Origin of the sequence: Sphingomonas cremea (assembly GCF_021502585.1) — a bacterium.
Lineage (GTDB): Bacteria > Pseudomonadota > Alphaproteobacteria > Sphingomonadales > Sphingomonadaceae > Sphingomicrobium > Sphingomicrobium cremea.
In genome coordinates this window covers 529,040-546,538 of sequence record NZ_JAKFGM010000001.1, presented here as the reverse complement: position 1 = coordinate 546,538, position 17,499 = coordinate 529,040, and the positions used below count along the sequence as shown (strand labels likewise).

Below are 17,499 nucleotides of genomic sequence, written 5' to 3'. Positions count from 1 at the left end.
TATGGCAACTATCTATCGACCCCTGGCGGTTTCGCTTGGCGATCCCGCGGGAGTCGGCCCAGAGGTCGTCGGCAAGTGCTGGGACCACCGCGCGCGCTTCGACCTGCCTCCTTTCGTCGCCATCGGCGATCCGCGCAGCCTGGCGGCTGTCTGGGACGGCCCCATCGCAACGATCGACGATCCGCGCGAAGCCGACAGCGCATTCGATGTCGGCCTGCCCATTCTTCCCATCGCCTCGGTCGAAGCCGACCTGCCTGGGCACCCGAGCGTTGCCGGGGCTCATTGTTCGCTCGATGCGCTGGAGCTTGCAGTCGGATTGGCCCGATCGGGATCGGCCGCTGCGGTGGTGACGGGCCCGGTTTCCAAGCAACAGCTTTACGGCATCGGATTCAGCCACCCGGGCCAAACCGAATTCGTCGCCGAACGCTGCGGCGTGTCGCCCGCCAATGTTGCGATGATGCTTGCCGGGCCGACCCTGCGCACGGTGCCGGTGACTACCCACATCCCGCTCGGCGCGGTTGTCGAAACGCTGACGCCAAGCCTGATCGAAGCCCGGGGTCGGGCTGCATTGCGCGGTCTCCAGCGCAACTTCGGCATTTCCGACCCGAAGCTGGCGGTTGCCGGCATCAATCCGCATGCCGGAGAGGGGGGAACGCTGGGGCGGGAGGAAATCGACCTCATCATACCCGCTATCGAGGCGTTGCGCGCCGAAGGATGGCGGGTGACGGGACCGCATCCCGCCGACACCATGTTCCATGCCGCGGCGCGCGCAAACTATGATTGCGCGCTGTGCATGTATCATGATCAGGCCTTGATCCCGCTGAAGGCGCTGCATTTCGAAGACGGCGTCAACATCACCCTCGGCCTGCCGATCATCCGCACGGCGCCCGATCACGGCACGGCATTCGATATCGCCGGTCAGGACCGGGCCGATCCCCGGGCGATGGCCGCGGCCATCCGCGTTGCCGCACAAAGCGTGGTCCACCGCGCAGCCGTTGCGGCCTAGCTTTCGTGCCGGAGCCGCTACGCGACGTCATTGCCCGGCACGGCCTGCAGGCGACCAAGTCCCTCGGACAGAATTTCATCCTCGATCGCCAATTGCTGGCTCGCATTGCTGCCATCCCGGGATCGCTGAACGGCGCGACGGTCTATGAAGTCGGGCCGGGCCCCGGGGGATTGACCCGTGCGCTACTCGACACCGGGGCAAAGGTCGTTGCGGTCGAGCGCGATCGGCGATGCCTCCCCGCCCTCGCCGAACTCGAAAATGAATTTCCCGACTGCCTGCGCGTCATTTCCGGTGACGCGCTTGAGATCGACGAGCGTCGCGAAGCCGGAGACGGCGCGCACATCGTCGCCAACCTTCCCTACAATGTCGGCACCGCCCTGCTGCTGCGCTGGCTCGAAGGCCCCTGGCCGCCATGGTGGTCGTCACTCACGCTGATGTTCCAGCGTGAGGTTGCCGAACGGATCGTAGCCAGGCCGGGAAGTGAGCATTACGGGCGACTGTCGGTGGCGGCCCAGTGGCGTTCGACCCCGCGCATCGCAATGGCCGTCCACCGGTCGTCCTTTGTCCCGCCACCCAAGATTGCCTCGGCTGTGGTGCACATCGTACCCGCAGGGGAACCACCCGGCGTCGACCCGCTGGTACTGGAAAAGCTGACCGCTGCTGCATTCGGCCAGCGACGAAAAATGCTTCGATCGAGCGTGAAAGGAATGCCGGGCGCTCTCGATGCCCTGGCCGAACTCGGCATAGATTCGGAGCGCCGAGCCGAAACGGTCAGCGTCGAGGAATATGTCGCCTTGGCGCGACGACTGTCCTAGTTTTTCTTCGGAATTTCAGGGGCCTTGACCGCCGCAAGTGCGGGACCACGCGCAATCGCGGTCGAAAGCACTGCCACCTGCGGGCATCCGGCGTTCCCGCATAGCTGTTGCAGCTTGGCGAGGTTTTCCTTGGCCCGAGGTAGCGCCCCCAGCTCAACCATCGCCTCACCTTGAACGGCAAGCGCGTCGCGGTCGGTCGGTTCCAGCGCCAGCGCCTTGTTGGTCAGGCGGATGGCCTGGCCGAACAGCTTTTCCTTGATCGCCACCCGAGCCATCACGGTAAAGGCGGCACGGTTCTTCGGATCCACCGCAAGCGCCGTTTCCAGTGCGTCATCGGCTTCGACATATTTGCCTTGGGCCAGCAATGTCTCGCCCCGCTTCATAAGCTCCACCGACTTGGGCGCGATCTGGTCGTCGGGCCGCTGTCCGACCACCGCGACCGACATGGTCGAGGCGGCAAGACCAAGGCAAAGTACAAGCGGTGTAAGGCGCATTATCATCTCCAACCAATCGCGCAGCCCTAGCATGGCCGAACAAAACGCGCGACGAAAAAGCCGTCCGTGGCGTCGTGCTTGGGGGTCAGGAGCCGTCCCGGCCCATCGGCACGCCCGCCAGCGAATGGCACATCCTGCACGATCCAAGATGAATGGCGTCCTAAGAAGTTCCTCGCTTGCTCAGCGCCTTCGGCCGCAATCAAGGAGCAGGTGGCGTAAACCAGCGCTCCGCCGGGCTTCACGAGCGGCGCTGCGATATCGAGCAATCGGGCCTGCAGCTTCACCACGCGGTCGAGCCGGCCCGGCGTCAATCGCCAGCGTCCCTCGGGATTGCGTCGCCACGTTCCCGAGCCGCTACACGGCGCGTCGACCAAAACGACGTCGCACTGACCATCCAGCTCGGCCAGCTGTACGGATTCGCGACCGCCGTCAAGTAACCGCACCGCGATCGTCGCACCCGCCCGCTCGGCACGAGGACCAAGCTGGGCCAATCGCGCACGGTTGGTGTCGCTGGCGATGATCGCTGCCTTGGGAACTGCCGCGGCGAGCGCAAGGGCCTTGCCACCAGCACCTGCGCAAAGATCGAGGATTTGAGCGCCGCGTTCCGGCTTGCAGGCAAGGGCGATCAGCTGACTGCCCTCGTCCTGCACTTCGACGAGCCCTTGGGCGAATGCAGGATGATTATCCACTCGGGAATCCGCCGGTAGGCGCAGCCCCCATGGGCTTAGCCATGTTGGCCCAGCTCCTTCGAACTCGGCGACCATCGCTTCGCGCGATCTTCGTGCGATATTGATCCTGAGATCCAGCGGAGCGCGCTCAAGAAGTGCTGGCCATTCGTCCTCGGTTACCAGTGTCGAAAGCTGTGGGGCGATCCAACTCGGCAATAGCGCGGCGGGCGTCCCGGTCTCGCCCGGGCGAAGCGCTGCCGGTCCATGGACCGAACCATCGAACAGTCCGGCAATTTCCTCGTCTTCTTCCGCAACGCCCAGCATAGCGGCCCGGCCGGTTTCGGGCATGTCCCCGCTCCGCCGAATGGCGCGATAGACCAGCTCTCGAACGGCGCGCCGGTCCTTGGACCCGGCATAACGCCTCGCCTTGAAGTATCGCTGGACGATCGCGTCCGCCGGTGGGCCATCGTCACGGGCGGAAGCAATGACCTCGTCGAGGATCTCGATCGCTGCCTGGACGCGCGCCGATGGAGTCATGGCCTAGCGCGTCGGGTAATTGGGCGCCTCGCGGGTGATTGCGACATCATGGACATGGCTTTCGCTAAGGCCCGCGTTGGTGATCCTGACAAATCGGGCGCGCTGTTGCAGCTCCTCGATCGTGGTCGACCCGGTATAGCCCATCGCCGCCTTCACCCCGCCGACCATCTGGTGAATCACGTCGCGGACCGGGCCCTTATAGGGCACCTGGCCCTCGATACCTTCGGGCACCAGCTTCAGCTGGTCCTTGATATCCTGCTGGAAATAGCGATCCGCAGAGCCGCGGGCCATGGCTCCGACGGATCCCATCCCGCGATAGGCCTTGTAGGCCCGGCCCTGGTAAAGGAACGTTTCGCCCGGCGCTTCCTCGGTCCCTGCCAGCAGCGATCCCACCATCACGGTCGAAGCTCCGGCCGCAAGCGCCTTGGCAATATCGCCCGAGGTGCGGATTCCGCCGTCGGCAATGACATGCACGCCGCGCTCCGCGGCCGCCTTTGACGCTGCCATCACCGCGGACAATTGCGGGACGCCCACCCCGGCGACGATGCGCGTCGTGCAAATCGATCCCGGTCCGATACCGACCTTGATCGCGTCCGCACCGGCATCGGCCAGGGCCCGCGCTGCTTCGGCGGTGGCGACATTGCCGGCAACGACCTGGACGCTGTTGGACAGCCCCTTCGCGCGCTCGACCGCCGCGCCGACTTCGCGATTGTGACCGTGGGCAGTGTCGATCACGATGCAGTCGACCCCCGCATCGATCAGGGCAGCGCTTCGCTCATAACCCTTGTCGCCGACCGTGGTCGCGGCGGCGACGCGAAGACGGCCCTGGGCGTCCTTCGTGGCCAGCGGCGATGCGACCGCTTTCTCAATGTCCTTGACGGTAATCAGGCCGACGCAATGATGCCCTTCATCGACCACCAGCAGCTTCTCGATCCGCCGCTGATGAAGAATGCGCCGGGCCACTTCCTGGCTGGTGCCGAGCCCGACCGTCGCCAGATTGTCTTTGGTCATCAGTTCGCTGACCGGCTGCTTGGGATTTTCGGCGAAACGAACGTCACGATTGGTCAATATGCCTGCCAGCTTGCCCGATCTTTCGACGATGGGGATGCCGCTGATCCGATTGACCCGCATCAGCTCCAGTGCCTCCGCCAGGGTCTGCTCGGGGGTCATGGTGATCGGGTTGACCACCATTCCGCTTTCGAACCTTTTGACCGCGCGGATCGCCGCCGCCTGTTCCTCAATCTCCATATTGCGATGAAGGACGCCGATTCCGCCCAAGTGGGCCATGGCAATGGCCATGTCGGCCTCGGTCACCGTGTCCATCGCCGCGGACAGGATCGGAATGTTGAGTGGAATTTCGCGGGTAAGATAGGTGCGTGTATCGGCACCGCTCGGCAGCACGCTCGATTCAAGCGGCTGGAGCAGGACGTCGTCAAACGTCAGTCCAAGGGGGATTTCGTCGTGGAGAAGTTCAGCCATGCGCGCCTTTGGCAGACGAGCCGCGATTCGCCAAGGGGCGAGGCTTTGGGCATTAGCGCGGCATGCTTTCGCAATTGACGATCCGCGACGCCGAATCGCCCGAACAGCTCGAAGCCGTGCGGGCGCTTTTCCTCTCCTACCAGGACGCGATTGGGATCGACCTTGGCTATCAAGGATTTGCCGAGGAGATTGAGCGGCTTCCCGGCCAATATGCCCCGCCCGGCGGCGCCTTGCTCCTGGCAAGCGATGCCCAGGGGCGTGCGCTGGGATGCATCGCAATGCGCCGGATCGACCATGAACGGTGTGAAATGAAGCGGCTCTTTGTCGCGCTCGCGGCCCGTGGCGCGAACCTCGGCGAGTGGCTGGTGCTGGCCCTGCTCGATCGGGCTAAGGCCTCGAGTTACCGGCAGATGCTGCTCGATACGTTGCCTTCGATGAACGCGGCGATCGCACTTTATCGCAGGCTCGGTTTCCGACCCGGCGAGGCCTATGGCAAGGCAGCGCTTGAGGAAGCTCTCTTCTTCGTTCGCGATCTCGCCTAGCTCTTCGCTCGCGTCAGCAGGCGCCTCGCAGCGTCGACATGCATCTGCTCGACCATCTCCCCTTCGAACCGCTCGGCACCGCCGGTGGCGGCCGCTATCAGCCTTTCGGCCCGCTCGATTTCCGCATGCGTCGGCGCAAATGCAGCGTGGCATGGCGCAATCTGGTTGGGATGAATCAGCGATTTTCCGTCGAAACCGAGCATCCGGCTTTCCATGGCTTCCGCCAGGAAGCCCTGCTCGTCGTCCAGGCGGTTATACACGCCGTCGAATACCGCAACGCCTTGAGCCCGGGCAGCAAGCACGATCGATTGGAGCGCCATCTGCAGCGACGCCCGGCGTGCCCCCGGCGGCAGCCGCAGGTCGGCAGCAAGATCGTTGGTTCCTGCAATCAGCGCCGAGGCCTCATGCGCAATGACATGAGCGGCCACCACGCCCTTCGCCGTTTCGATCATCGCCAGGACCGGCCGCCCCGTCTGATTGCGGACGAAGCCCAGCTCTTCCTTCTTTTCGACCCGTGGAACGACGACCAGTTGCGCCTTCGAATGCATGACCGCAACGACGTCTTCGCCATGCCAGTGGGAATGTGGGCTGTTGATCCGGATGGCGACCGGCATCGGCCAGTCTTCCGCGACCGCAGCTACTGCGGCTTTGCGCGCGGCGACCTTGTCCTCGGGCTTTACCGCATCTTCCAGGTCGATGATGACGAGGTCGGCGTCGCTTTCCCGCGCCTTTGCAATGGCGCGCGGATTGCTGGCGGGAAGGAATAGCAGCGCCCTTTTGTCGAACAGGTCCGGCGTCATGCCGATTTTCCTTCACGAAGCTGAAAAGCCGTTCCATCATGAGGGGCTTTTTTGGGGATAAACATGCTGCAGATTTTCCTGATCGCATTGGCCGTACTGGTGCTGATCGTCATCATGATGAGCGTCAAGATCGTCAGCCAGGGTTACCGTTACACGATCGAGCGTTTCGGCCGGTTCGTCCGGGTCGCGGAACCGGGCCTGAACCTGGTGACTCCGTTCGTCTATCGCGTCGGCCACAAGATCAACGTAATGGAGCAAGTGGTCGACATCCCGGGGCAGGAGATCATCACCAAGGACAACGCCATGGTGGCGGTCGACGGGGTGGTTTTCTTCCAGGTGCTCGATGCGGCCAAGGCGGCCTATGAAGTCAGCGATCTCTACACCGCGATCATGGCGCTTTCGACGACCAATTTGCGCACCGTGATGGGCTCGATGGATCTCGACGAGACCTTGTCGAAACGTGACGAGATCAACGCGCGCCTCCTCGTGGTGGTTGATCAGGCGACGGAGGCATGGGGGGTCAAGATTACCCGGGTCGAGCTGAAGGACATCCGCCCGCCCGCCGACATCGTCAACGCCATGACCCGCCAGATGAAGGCCGAGCGTGAAAAGCGCGCCGCCATCCTGGAATCGGAAGGCATGCGCGCCTCCGAGATTCTCCGTGCCGAGGGCGAGAAGCAGGCCAAGATCCTCCAGGCGGAGGGCCTGAAGGAAGCCGCCTTCCGCGAAGCCGAGGCCCGCGAACGTTCCGCCCAGGCCGAAGCTTCGGCAACGAAGGCGGTCAGCGACGCGATCGAAAGCGGCAGCGCCCAGGCGATCAACTATTTCATCGCTCAAAAATATGTCGAGGCGATCGGGATGTTCGCCACTTCGCCCAATGCCAAGACCATCCTGTTCCCTGTCGAGGCCACCCAATTGATGGGAACGCTCGGCGGGATCGGCGAACTCGCCAAGGAAGTGCTGGGCAAGGAAGTGGGCGGCACGCCGGCCATCAAGGCGAGCGTACCCAAGGCCGGCCAATGATGGGTCTGGATATCGAGCCGGGTTGGATCTGGGCGATCGCCGGGGTCCTCCTGCTGATCGCGGAGATCATCGCCCCGGGGTTCTTCCTCGTTTTCGTCGGTGTTGCGGCGATCGCGACCGGCCTGTTCACCCTGTTGTTCGACCTGGGGATCGTGCCGCAGATCGTCCTGTTCGCAATCTATTCCGCGCTGGCGGTAATGATCGGCAAGCGCTGGTATGGGGAGCCTCATTCGATCGACGAGAATTTGCGGCTCAACGACCCTGCGCGACGGTTGGTCGGAAAGACGGTGACGGTCGTCGACCAGGTCGACGACCATGGCGGACGAGTTCGCGTTGGCGATGGCGAATGGAATGCTCGTGGCGGTCCCGCAGATCCGGGAGAGAGGGCGAAAGTGATTGGAGTCGAAGGCAACTGCCTGATCGTCGAGACATTGCGACCCTTACCCCCGGCCTGATCAATTGGAGAATGTAGTGAACGATCTCAGCTTCTCGCGCCGCCAGGCGCTTGGCGCCCTCTCGGCAGGTGTTGCCGCCATTGCCCTGCCCGGCGGTGCCCGAGCCCTCGCGACCGGTCCGTCCGCGGCCGATGAGGCGGGCGTCACCGCACTGCTCGATTCGATCGGCGAGAACCTCCTCGCCTTGTCACCCGAAGGCGCCACCAGCCTCGGCGTCGATACCGGCGCACGCGCCTATCTCCGTTCGAAGCTCGCCGATCGCAGCCAGGCTGGGCAGGACGGGCTTGCCAAAACGCTTCGCGCCGACCTCGCGCGCGCCGAAGCAGTCAACACCGCCGCGCTTACCCACTCCACCAAGACCAGCGTCGAGGTCGTGAAATCGGCATATCGCGTCGCGCTTGACGGCCTTGCCCAGCCCTATGGCGATGTCGCGGTCGGCGGCTGGCGCAACACCCCCTATGTCGTGATTCAGAATGTCGGCGCTTACCTCGACGTGCCGCGCTTCCTCGACAGCGAGCACCCGGTCAAAAATGCGGCGGATGCCGACGCCTATCTCGCCCGCCTCGAAAGCTATGCGGTCCAGCTGGATGGGGAGCTCGGGCGGCTCAAGGCCGCCGGCGCGCAGGACCTGATCGCCCCCGCCTTCCTGATCGACAAGGCGACCAACCAGATGACGATGAGCGTCAAAGGTGCCCGCGAAGGGGGCGGGCTGGTCGAATCGCTGGATCGGCGAACCAAGGATATTCCGGGCGACTGGGCCAATCGCGCCCGGGCCATCGCCCAGCAGAAGGTCGCCCCCGCCCTCGAACGGCAGTTGGCCGAGCTGACCGCCCAGCGCGCCCGAGCGACGATGGACGCCGGCATGTGGGCGCGCCCGCATGGCCCGGAATTCTACCGCTGGGCCCTGCGTGCATCGACCACCACCACGATGACCCCGGACGAAATCCACCAGATGGGCCTCGACCAGGTCGCCGAGCTGCATGGCCGGATGGACGTGATCCTGAAGAGCCTCGGCTATACGCAGGGTTCGGTCGGCGCGCGCATGACCGCGCTCTCGGACGATCCGCGATATAAATTCCCGGAGGGCGATGCCGGACGGGCCGAGATCATGGCCTTCATCCAGGAACGGCTGAAGATCATCCGCGCCCAGCTTCCCCGCGCCTTCCGCACGCTGGTCCCAGGCAACCTTGAAGTGAAGCGCCTGCCGCCCGAGGAAGAGCCCGGCGCACCCGGCGCCTATGGCGGCGCCGGGTCGATCGATGGTTCGATCCCCGGCAGATTCTGGATCAACCTTCGCACTACCGACCTGCACCGCAAGTACGACCTGCCCGACCTTGCCCACCATGAGGCGATCCCGGGCCATGTCTGGCAGGGCGAATATTCGAACCAGCTGCCGCTGATCCGCGCCCAGCTGGCGTTCAACGCCTATTCCGAAGGCTGGGCGCTCTATGCCGAGCAGCTGGCCGACGAACTGGGCGTCTACGACGATTTCCCGGTCGGTCGCCTCGGCTATCTGCAGAGCCTGGCTTTCCGCGCCATCCGCCTGGTCGTCGACACCGGCATCCACCACAAGCGCTGGACCCGCGAGCAGGGCGTCCGTTACTTCGTCGAGACCAACGGCTCGAAGCCCGAGGAAGTGGCAAGCGAAGTCGACCGCTATTGCAGCTGGGTCGGCCAGGCCTGCGGCTACAAGATCGGCCATACGGAGATCGTCCGCCAGCGCAGCCGTGCGCAGAAGGCGCTCGGCGCCCGCTACGACCTTCGCGATTTCGACGACACGGTAGTCAAGGGCGGCAACGTCCCGCTCGACGTGCTCGCCAGGAACATCGACGAATATATTGCGATAACGAAAGCGTCCGCGGCCTGATCAAGGGCGAACCGCAATGGGTCTAATGGCCGCTTTCGACCCATTGCGGTCATTAGCGCAAAGGCTATTGTCTCATCATGAGCGAAGACCTGCGAAACTCATGGAAGCTTTGGGCGGGCGGGATCGCCTTCCTTGCAATCTTCTGGCTTCTGCTCCGTTCGGGCCTGCTTAAGAGCTTCGTTGAAGACGTGCCGACCGCTTGGTTTTGGCTAGTGGTCGGTATGCTGGCCATCTGGAACCTGGGTAAGTTTGGCTGGGGATTGTGGCAACGCCGAGCCTCCAAGCCGCATTGAGCTAATGGCCGCTTTCCACCCAAACTGGCCATAAGCGTAATGTCCGCTTTCGACCCATTGCGGTCATTCCGCCCTAAGTCCATTATCCTTTGACATTAGAAACATCAGCTCTACGCCGGAAAGGCGACTAAACTTCGTGGGACGACTGTTCTCCCTAGGTGCTACCATTCTCTTGCTCTGAAAGGTGTTTTTCGGTGGCGGTCAGTGGATGTTGTGGGCCGCTACCGCGATGTTGCTGATTGCGGTCGTCGTCTACTGGAAAGCCCTGCCACATTATTCGTAGTGGAATGGCTTCTTTCCACCCATTCCGGCCATAAGCCATAGTGGCAGCTTTCGACCCATTGCGGTCATTAGACCCTACTGCCAAAAGCCTTGGATGATCATCGCGTCCTTCGCTGCTGCGGCCCTCGCAGCGCAATCGCCAAATGTAGCCGAAGATCCCCGCGCAACAGCGGGAGTGGCGGTGTTTTTTGATCTTTGTGGCAGCACCGTTGCCAAGGTCGAGACGCCTGTCGATCCCGCTCGATTTAAGTTCACGAAATTGAGCGCCAAAACCGTCAACGAGATAAGGCCGGAGTCCAAGGGGCAGCCTTTCTGGGATGTTCAAGACCAGCAAACCGAATTGCGAGCCTTGGTGCATATTGAAACAAACGGCGTCTGCGCCTTGGAAATTGTGGAAGCTAGTGAGGACGCAACTCGGTCCCAGTTTGCCAACAGACTTCAAACGCTTGCTGGCCGATTGGGTGGAACGCTTGTGCCTCAGCCCGACAAGGTGAAGAAGGTAAAGGGCAAGCCCATGACTTCCTCCGAATGGCGGATTGTCACACCCTCTCAAACCTTCCGGGCTGGGCTGACAACATACCCGGACGCGCGGTTTATGACCCAGCACATTGCGATGCTAACCGAAGATCGTTGAGGCGCTCAAAAGCCAATTAGCTAATGACCGCTTTCCACCCATTCCGGCCATAACAACCTACAGCATCCAATCGCGCGCTTTAGTCCGCACCAGACCCAATCTCCTTGGTCAAAAAGGCCCATAGCAGGGCGGCGCGCATGGCGTCTTCGCTGCGATCCGCCCCGACCGAGTGGCCGCCTTCCATATATTCGTGAAAATAGATGCGATTGCCGTCGGCGCTGAGCCTAGCCGCCATCTTGCGGGCATGGCCGGGATGCACCCGGTCGTCCTTGGTCGACAGGTAGAAGAAGGTCGGCGGATAGCGAACGCCTGGCCGCACATTCTGATAGGGCGAGTAATTGGACAGGAACGCCCAATCCCCGGGCTTGTCGGGGTCGCCATATTCGTCGACCCAGGACGCGCCGGCGAGCAGGTGCGAATAGCGCTTCATGTCGAGCAGCGGCGAACCGGCAATCACCGCCGAATAAAGCTCGGGATGCTGGGTCATCGCCGCTCCGACCAGAACGCCGCCGTTCGACCGGCCGGAAATCGCCACGCCGTCCTTGCGGGCCACACCGGTGCGGATCAGGTCGCGGGCAACCGCCTCCAGGTCGTCGAAGCTGTTCTGGCGCTTTTCGCGCAGCGCGGCCTGGTGCCACGCCGGCCCATATTCGCCGCCTCCCCGGATATTGGCCAGCACGAAGGCGCCGCCCTGCTCCACCCAAAACAGGCCGAGCGGGCCGGAACGATAGGGCTGGGCCGTCAGATAGGTCGGCGTCTGCGCGGCGCGGAAGCCGCCATAGGCATGGATCAGCGCGCCGGTCGGCCTGCTATCGCCCTTCCGGCGAACCAGGAAATAAGGAACGCGGGTCCCGTCCTTCGATGTCGCGAAGCGCTGGTCGACGCTGAACTTCGACGCGTCGAACTGGGCCGGAAGGGCCTGGATCGTGGCCGCCTTGCCGGTCGAATCCACCGACATCAACGTTGTCGGGCTTAGCATTCCTTCGACGGCGGCGAAGGCAATGTCCTGCTTGTCCGCCGTACCCGCAATGTGAACCGTGCTGTGGTCGAGAAGCGGCATGGCCTTGCTCGACCAGCTGCCGTCCGGCTGGCGGCGAAGCGCGAACAATTTCCCCGAAACATCGTCCAGCGCCTTCACCCAAAGCACATTGTCGGTGGCGGCAACCTCCTCGATCGCCTGGCTCTTGGTCGGTTCCATGACCAGCGCCGGCTCGGGTTTCTGGCCGCTGAGCATCTGCGCGATGTCGAACGCCACGACCGAGCCCGGCTTCAGCTGGCCCAGCGACTCGACTAGCCTGGCTATCGCCTGGCCCGAGACAACCGCGTCGAAAATCGCGGTCTCGGGAATCGGCAGCTCGACCCAATGCCCATCGGGCGCGCGCATCGACACGCGTGCCGCATAGAAGCCGACGTTGCGGCTGATTGCGACGCGGCGGATATCGCCATCCATCACCGCGAATGGACTGATCCCGATATCGCTCTCACTCGCTTCCGCAACCTTGGTCGCCGCACTCCACGGCGTTCCGCGCTTCCACTCCTTGACGATCCGCGCATAGCCGGAGCGGGTCACGGTCCCCTCGCCTTCGGCCATTGCGACAAGAAGCGTGTCGCGATCCGCCCAGGTGACGCTGTTCTTGCTCTCGGGCACGGTGAACCCGCCTTCGACGAATTTGCCGGCGGCGAGGTCGAACTCGCGAACGACGTCGGCATCGCTGCCGCCTGGGCTCAGCGAAACGAGGCAGCGCTGATATTCGGGCGGAAGGCAATTGGCGCCGTGCCAGACCCAGCTCTTGCCCTCGGCTTTGCCCAGCGCATCGACGTCGATCAGCGTCCGCCACACGGGCTTGCCGGCCAGGTAAGCGGACAGCGGCGACACGCGCCACAACCCCCGCTTGTGGTCGGCATCAACCCAGTGATTGGCGACCAGGTCGCCCATCACCTCATCAGGGGTTGCGATCTGGTTGGGATCGTTGAGCAGCTTCAGCGCACGCGCCCGCCGTTCCTCGAATCCCGGCATGGTTGTCAGGCTGGCCTCAGTCGCCGCATTCCATTGCTTGACCTGCGCGATCGCCCGCTGGCCCTCGATATCCTCAAGCCAGAGATTGGGATCCTCCGCCTGCGCCAGCGCGGAAGTGGAAACGGCCGCGGACAGCGCGGCGAACAGGATGGTGCGCAATGAAATTACCCCTCCGGAATATCGACCCGAACGGTGGCCGCACCACGCGCGACCGTCAACGCATCGTTCGACAGGCGGACGAAGGGCGGAAGTGGCAGGCGAGAGAGAAGCTACGCAGTTTGAGGTGCAGGAAGCGGAGCCGTTCCAACCTGCGAATGAAGTATCGCCGCGACCAGCATCACCTCGTTGATGTCGCGGTGATCTTGCCAGGTTGAGACCCTCTGGTTTTGCAGCTCGGACCAGAAATCCACGATGGCCCGGTCGACTTTGCCAAACGACAATAGCGAGCTGAGAGAGGCTGCGATGCTCCCAGTCATCATTCCCAGGCGATTTGCTGCGATGGCGATGGCCGGCAACGCCTGCAATCCGATCGCCAGGCCCAGCTCCCGGAATGCAAGGCGCATCGCGGGCTGCCCCTGCATCGCACCGCTTCGCAAGAACTGCTGAACGCCCGCTTCAGCGCCGAATATGATGTTGCCAAGGAGCTGCTTTTCCGAGGTTTGCAAGTCCGGCAGGGTTGCGAGCCGGAATGCGTCGAGCAAAAGCCCGCCGATGCCCAGCGGATCGCTTGTGCCCCACTGAACGTCGATGCAAAGCTGACGCAGCACGTTGATCTCGCTGCTGATTTGCGGGGAGTTGGAACCCCCGCCAATCTCCTCGACCAAGCGATAAGTGACGTATCCATCCAAAGCATCGTGAGGATTGCTCCCCGCAACCAGCGGGCGCGAAAGATCCATGCTCATCTTCCATGATAGGCCGACCGGGCGTCCGCTTGGTGAGGTCAGCAGGAAGGGTCTGAATACGGCTTTGGCCAACTCCGCCGCCTGCGTACGGAAATGGGGCGCGTCGAGAATGACCGCTGCCCGGATGAGCGCATCGATCCATTTCGTCAGATAATGGAAATATTGCCCCTCGCGCTCCCATTCGAGGCGATCGTCGAACGGCTCGTTCGTCCGACGCTCCGGAAGTGGCTTTCCGATCCGAAGCCCGCCCGCCGTCGGGTGGAGCGCTCCTTCTTCCTCGGGCAGGCCACTCAACCAGCCCGTTCTGCTATCGTCCGGGCGGTGGCGGCCAAGGACGAGGTGGACTTGTTCGATGAGTGTCGCGGCCAGGTCACGGTAGCGCTCGTCCCGGCTCTCTCGATAGAGCTCCAGCCAGTTGCAGAGCGCGAACGCATCCGTCCAGAGATAGCGTTTCGGCCCGGCATCGGAGGTTAACCCCGTCCGCTCCGCGAAGCCGGACATTATGCGGATCGCATCGGCTGCATGGGCCGGCATCGCAATCTCCCTTCGCCTCTGGCCAGATTATTACGCCTTTCGCGCCGAATGTCTGCTTTCGACCCATTAAGGCCATTAGCCCAACTGCTCTTCCCGCCAGGACGGCTAAATCACCGTGGCGGGGGCCAGGGCGCAGGCTTCATGTTCGTCCCGCTCCACCTGGATGGTCGAATGATCTATCTCGAACCGGTCGTGAAGCATGGCGCTCGCGTCGTGGAGGAAGGAATCTCCCGGGCAGCCTGCGGGCATAACTAGGTGGCAGGTCAACGCGACATCCGTCGTGCTCATTGGCCAGATGTGGAGGTCATGGACACGGATTACGCCGGGTAACGCCATCAGGGCCGATTCCACTTCGGCGGGCGCGATCCCATCCGGTACCCGATCCAGCGACATGGCGACGGAGCTACGCAGCAACCCCCAGGTTCCAATCAGGATGACGATGACGATGACGAGGCTTGTCGCCGGATCAAGCCACAACCAACCGGTGCGCGTAACGAGGAAACCGGCGACGACCACGCCCGCCGACACCGCCGCGTCCGCCGCCATGTGCAGGAACGCTCCCCTGATATTGATGTCGCTTTTCAAGCCGCCGGCGAAGAGCAATGCGGTGAAGCCATTAATTACTATGCCCACGGCAGCGACGGCCATAATGACACTGCCCTCGACGGGTTGCGGATGGATCAGGCGTTGCACCGCCTCGAAAGCGATTGCGCCAATGGCAACCAACAGGAACACGGCATTGAACAACGCCGCGAGTATCGAGGTTCGCCTCAGCCCGTAGGAGTAGTGTGCGCTGGGCTTGCGCTTCGACAGCGTTGCCGCCCCCCATGCGATCAGCAGGCCGAATACATCGGACAGGTTATGACCTGCGTCGGCGAGCAGCGCGACCGAGTTGACCGCAATGCCATAGCCGGCCTCGACGATGACAAACCCGACATTGAGCAATGTACCGATCAGGAATGCGCGTCCGAAATTGGCAGGCGCGTGACTATGTCCGGCGCCTCCGTGCACGTGACCGCACTCTACCGACCCAGTCGTCATCCAACCGGCCTGAACATGAAACGGCAACCAAGTCCAGCGAGTGAGATAATGACTGCTTTCCACCCATTGCGGACTTCACTAATGGGGGTCGCGTGGACCTGTGCGGATCGTACACTGGGGGTTGTCTCTGCGGAGCGGTCAGGTTCCGCGCCATTGGCGAACCCGTTAGCGTAGGTTGGTGCCACTGCAGCAGTTGCCGCAAACACACTGGTGCGCCTGCTAGCTGTTTCGCTGACTACAACCGCGACAATGTCGAATATACGAAAGGTCGACCAGCCTATTTTCAGAGCTCGCCTGGAGTAATGCGTGGCTTTTGTGCGGTCTGCGGTTCCACCCTCACATTTGAGGAAGCGGCGGCAACCGGCATGTTGTTTCTGCATCTCGGCAGCTTTGATGACCCCAGTTCATTCGAGCCCGTTACCTCAAGCCATGCGGGCGAACGCCTGCCGTGGATGCCTGCCTAGAAGGGCGCCGGCCTTAATTTCCTCGCTCCGCCCATTTCAGCCTCAATATTTACTTCCTAGTAGCATCCCAGTGCTAGGCCATCACAGTCGCGAGAAATGATGGCAAACCCCGTCCCATCCCCCTTGAACCATGATCCTTATGAGGATCGCCGCGTCTATCCGCGGGTCCCGGTGGCGTTACCGGCGTTTCTGCAGGCCAACGAAGAGCGCCATGCTGTCCGGCTCCTCGACCTATCTCCCGGTGGCGCGAAGCTGGACTGTGCGGCAAGCCTGCCAACCGGAACGACGGTGATTTTGGACTGTGGGACGCTTGGCCGTGGTGCGGTGGTCAGGTGGAACAGCGCCGGGGTAATGGGCATTTGCTTCGACAGCGAACTGGACGCGCGGGACGTCGCGGCCCTGATCGATCGATCCAGAGCCCTCGACGTCCGAATGAAAATCCGGGATTAAGAACTTGCGCGCCGCAGCTAATGTCCGCTTTCGACCCATTGCGGTCATTAGGTAGGTGCCAATAGGGTGCGCCCATGACGCGCCATCACCAGTTCCGCTTTGCTCGACCGCCTCGCTTGGGCGCTTACCTCCCGACGGCGGGGACACTCGCGCTTGCCGTTGGGCTTACAGCCGCTGCCATCGTCACGGTATTGGATCCAAATCAACGGTCCGGAAATGCGTTCGACAACTACGGGATTTGGTTTGTCGCAGCGGCTGCATGGACAACGCCAATTGTTTTCGGTTTGGGGATTTGGCGCAGGATAAGGGCCTATCACAATGGGGAGCCGGCCATAGCGGTCGACGACAATGGCATAACCCTACGAGGCTGGACTGGGAGACCCCTCGACTTGAAATGGTCCGAAGTCGCCGACCTGGAACTCGAACAGAGCAGCGGCAAGTCCGCTGTCCTAATACGAGCTGGAAGCGTCTCGGGCGCAGCTTCGCTCGACGACCTGCATGTTCACCCGATGGGCGTGTGGGACGTGGTCAAACGATGCCGCGAACGAGCGTTAGCGTAATGACCGCTTTCCACCCATTCCGGTCATTAGCCTGTCAAAAATTCCTGTCCTACAGGCGACAAGCTGTGGGATGGCGGGCCGGCTCTTTCTCATCGCCGGTATAGCTTGAACGACGCGGGCCCTAACTTCACAAAAATGGCGCCGAGGCCCGTGAAAATAGTGAATTTAGCGACCCCGATACGGGGTCACGGCATATCCTGAAGGTCCGGTTCGATCCACTTTCGCCGCGCCTCGACGGACATCAGCCGGTCCTTCGACCAGAAACGCAGCGGCCAGTCGCGCTTGCCCATCGGCGAATGCAACAGTTCGTTGACCAGCTCATGGATCGGCCGGCGAGTATCCGCTTCGTCCAGGAACAGCCGAACTCCGCGCAAAAAGGCACGCGTGATCGTGTCATGATAGCCCTGAGTATCGTCGTTCACCCCGCCTACGCTCTCGTTGTAGCGGGAGATGATCCCGGGCAACTCAGTGTCGAGGTCGATATCCAAGCGGCGAAGCGTCAGGTAAGTGGTCGCGGCGAGGTGGGCCTCATGGGTCCATTCCTCGCGAGGCAGGGTGCGTGACAAAAGGCCCTCGCCAATATGGGCGACGGCATCGTCGGACAGGAAATGGCGAACGGGAAACTCGGTCATCTTT

The 17,499-nt window shown here is 62.7% G+C and carries 19 protein-coding genes; 11 read left to right on the top strand and 8 right to left on the bottom strand.

Features of this window, described 5'->3' with window-relative positions; translation table 11 throughout:
- Nucleotide 1 precedes the first annotated feature (1 nt).
- Both pdxA and rsmA read left to right on the top strand, forming a co-directional pair.
- The gene (gene pdxA, locus LVY65_RS02895) at nt 2-1,006 is read left to right on the top strand and encodes a 4-hydroxythreonine-4-phosphate dehydrogenase PdxA (RefSeq protein ID WP_235066503.1); all 1,005 of its coding nucleotides are present in this window, start codon (nt 2-4) and stop codon (nt 1,004-1,006) included.
- A 5-nt stretch (nt 1,007-1,011) separates the two neighbouring features.
- Nucleotides 1,012-1,821 carry a 16S rRNA (adenine(1518)-N(6)/adenine(1519)-N(6))-dimethyltransferase RsmA gene (gene rsmA, locus LVY65_RS02890; protein ID WP_235066502.1) on the top strand — a complete coding sequence of 270 codons (810 nt, stop codon included), beginning with the start codon at nt 1,012-1,014 and terminating at the stop codon, nt 1,819-1,821.
- On the opposite strand, the gene LVY65_RS02885 is transcribed toward rsmA, so the two are convergent.
- From LVY65_RS02885 to guaB, 3 genes are read right to left on the bottom strand one after another with little or no spacing between them, the layout of a single operon-like run.
- A complete protein-coding gene (locus LVY65_RS02885) occupies nt 1,818-2,315 on the bottom strand; it encodes a tetratricopeptide repeat protein (protein WP_235066501.1) in 498 nt (165 codons plus the stop codon). The two genes, rsmA and LVY65_RS02885, sit on opposite strands and share 4 nt — an antisense overlap.
- A gap of 26 nt (nt 2,316-2,341) precedes the next feature.
- A complete protein-coding gene (locus LVY65_RS02880) occupies nt 2,342-3,520 on the bottom strand; it encodes an RsmB/NOP family class I SAM-dependent RNA methyltransferase (RefSeq protein ID WP_235066500.1) in 1,179 nt (392 codons plus the stop codon).
- A 3-nt stretch (nt 3,521-3,523) separates the two neighbouring features.
- A complete protein-coding gene (gene guaB / locus LVY65_RS02875) occupies nt 3,524-4,999 on the bottom strand; it encodes an IMP dehydrogenase (RefSeq protein ID WP_235066499.1) in 1,476 nt (491 codons plus the stop codon).
- A gap of 62 nt (nt 5,000-5,061) precedes the next feature.
- On the opposite strand from guaB, the gene LVY65_RS02870 reads away from it, so the two are divergent.
- Nucleotides 5,062-5,541: a GNAT family N-acetyltransferase gene (locus LVY65_RS02870; protein ID WP_235066498.1), complete on the top strand. Its 480-nt coding sequence runs from the start codon at nt 5,062-5,064 to the stop codon at nt 5,539-5,541.
- Here LVY65_RS02870 and LVY65_RS02865 read toward each other — a convergent pair.
- Complete coding sequence (locus LVY65_RS02865) at nt 5,538-6,341, bottom strand: HpcH/HpaI aldolase/citrate lyase family protein (RefSeq protein WP_235066497.1); 804 nt, start codon at nt 6,339-6,341, stop codon at nt 5,538-5,540. The two genes, LVY65_RS02870 and LVY65_RS02865, sit on opposite strands and share 4 nt — an antisense overlap.
- Before the next feature lie 63 nt (nt 6,342-6,404).
- On the opposite strand from LVY65_RS02865, the gene LVY65_RS02860 reads away from it, so the two are divergent.
- From LVY65_RS02860 to LVY65_RS02840, 5 genes are all read left to right on the top strand, one after another.
- Nucleotides 6,405-7,364 carry an SPFH domain-containing protein gene (locus tag LVY65_RS02860; RefSeq protein ID WP_235066496.1) on the top strand — a complete coding sequence of 320 codons (960 nt, stop codon included), beginning with the start codon at nt 6,405-6,407 and terminating at the stop codon, nt 7,362-7,364.
- A complete protein-coding gene (locus LVY65_RS02855; protein ID WP_235066495.1) occupies nt 7,361-7,819 on the top strand; it encodes an NfeD family protein in 459 nt (152 codons plus the stop codon). The genes LVY65_RS02860 and LVY65_RS02855 overlap by 4 nt, the downstream gene beginning before the upstream one ends.
- 16 nt (nt 7,820-7,835) lie before the next feature.
- On the top strand, nt 7,836-9,686 hold the full coding sequence (locus LVY65_RS02850; RefSeq protein ID WP_235066494.1) for a DUF885 domain-containing protein: 1,851 nt from the start codon (nt 7,836-7,838) through the stop codon (nt 9,684-9,686).
- 77 nt (nt 9,687-9,763) lie between these two features.
- Nucleotides 9,764-9,979, top strand: a complete 216-nt coding sequence (locus LVY65_RS02845) for a hypothetical protein (protein WP_235066493.1) — start codon at nt 9,764-9,766, stop codon at nt 9,977-9,979.
- Nucleotides 9,980-10,355: 376 nt separating this feature from the next.
- Nucleotides 10,356-10,895 (top strand): NMCC_0638 family (lipo)protein, encoded by a 540-nt coding sequence (locus LVY65_RS02840; RefSeq protein ID WP_235066492.1) that lies wholly within the window; start codon nt 10,356-10,358, stop codon nt 10,893-10,895.
- 79 nt (nt 10,896-10,974) lie between these two features.
- Here the strand turns inward: LVY65_RS02840 and LVY65_RS02835 are convergent, their stop codons facing one another.
- From LVY65_RS02835 to LVY65_RS02825, 3 genes are all read right to left on the bottom strand, one after another.
- Complete coding sequence (locus LVY65_RS02835) at nt 10,975-13,071, bottom strand: prolyl oligopeptidase family serine peptidase (protein ID WP_235066491.1); 2,097 nt, start codon at nt 13,069-13,071, stop codon at nt 10,975-10,977.
- 110 nt (nt 13,072-13,181) lie between these two features.
- Complete coding sequence (locus LVY65_RS02830; RefSeq protein WP_235066490.1) at nt 13,182-14,348, bottom strand: hypothetical protein; 1,167 nt, start codon at nt 14,346-14,348, stop codon at nt 13,182-13,184.
- A 105-nt stretch (nt 14,349-14,453) separates the two neighbouring features.
- Nucleotides 14,454-15,389, bottom strand: coding sequence for a cation diffusion facilitator family transporter (locus LVY65_RS02825; protein ID WP_235066489.1), 936 nt, complete (start codon nt 15,387-15,389; stop codon nt 14,454-14,456).
- Between the two features lie 92 nt (nt 15,390-15,481).
- Here LVY65_RS02825 and LVY65_RS13425 point away from each other — a divergent pair, with 92 nt between their 5' ends.
- From LVY65_RS13425 to LVY65_RS02815, 3 genes are all read left to right on the top strand, one after another.
- On the top strand, nt 15,482-15,853 hold the full coding sequence (locus LVY65_RS13425) for a GFA family protein (RefSeq protein ID WP_408021962.1): 372 nt from the start codon (nt 15,482-15,484) through the stop codon (nt 15,851-15,853).
- A gap of 123 nt (nt 15,854-15,976) precedes the next feature.
- The gene (locus LVY65_RS02820) at nt 15,977-16,303 is read left to right on the top strand and encodes a PilZ domain-containing protein (protein WP_235066488.1); all 327 of its coding nucleotides are present in this window, start codon (nt 15,977-15,979) and stop codon (nt 16,301-16,303) included.
- 389 nt (nt 16,304-16,692) lie between these two features.
- Nucleotides 16,693-16,863 carry a hypothetical protein gene (locus LVY65_RS02815; RefSeq protein ID WP_235066487.1) on the top strand — a complete coding sequence of 57 codons (171 nt, stop codon included), beginning with the start codon at nt 16,693-16,695 and terminating at the stop codon, nt 16,861-16,863.
- A gap of 185 nt (nt 16,864-17,048) precedes the next feature.
- Here the strand turns inward: LVY65_RS02815 and LVY65_RS02810 are convergent, their stop codons facing one another.
- Complete coding sequence (locus LVY65_RS02810) at nt 17,049-17,495, bottom strand: hypothetical protein (protein WP_235066486.1); 447 nt, start codon at nt 17,493-17,495, stop codon at nt 17,049-17,051.
- Nucleotides 17,496-17,499 lie beyond the last annotated feature (4 nt).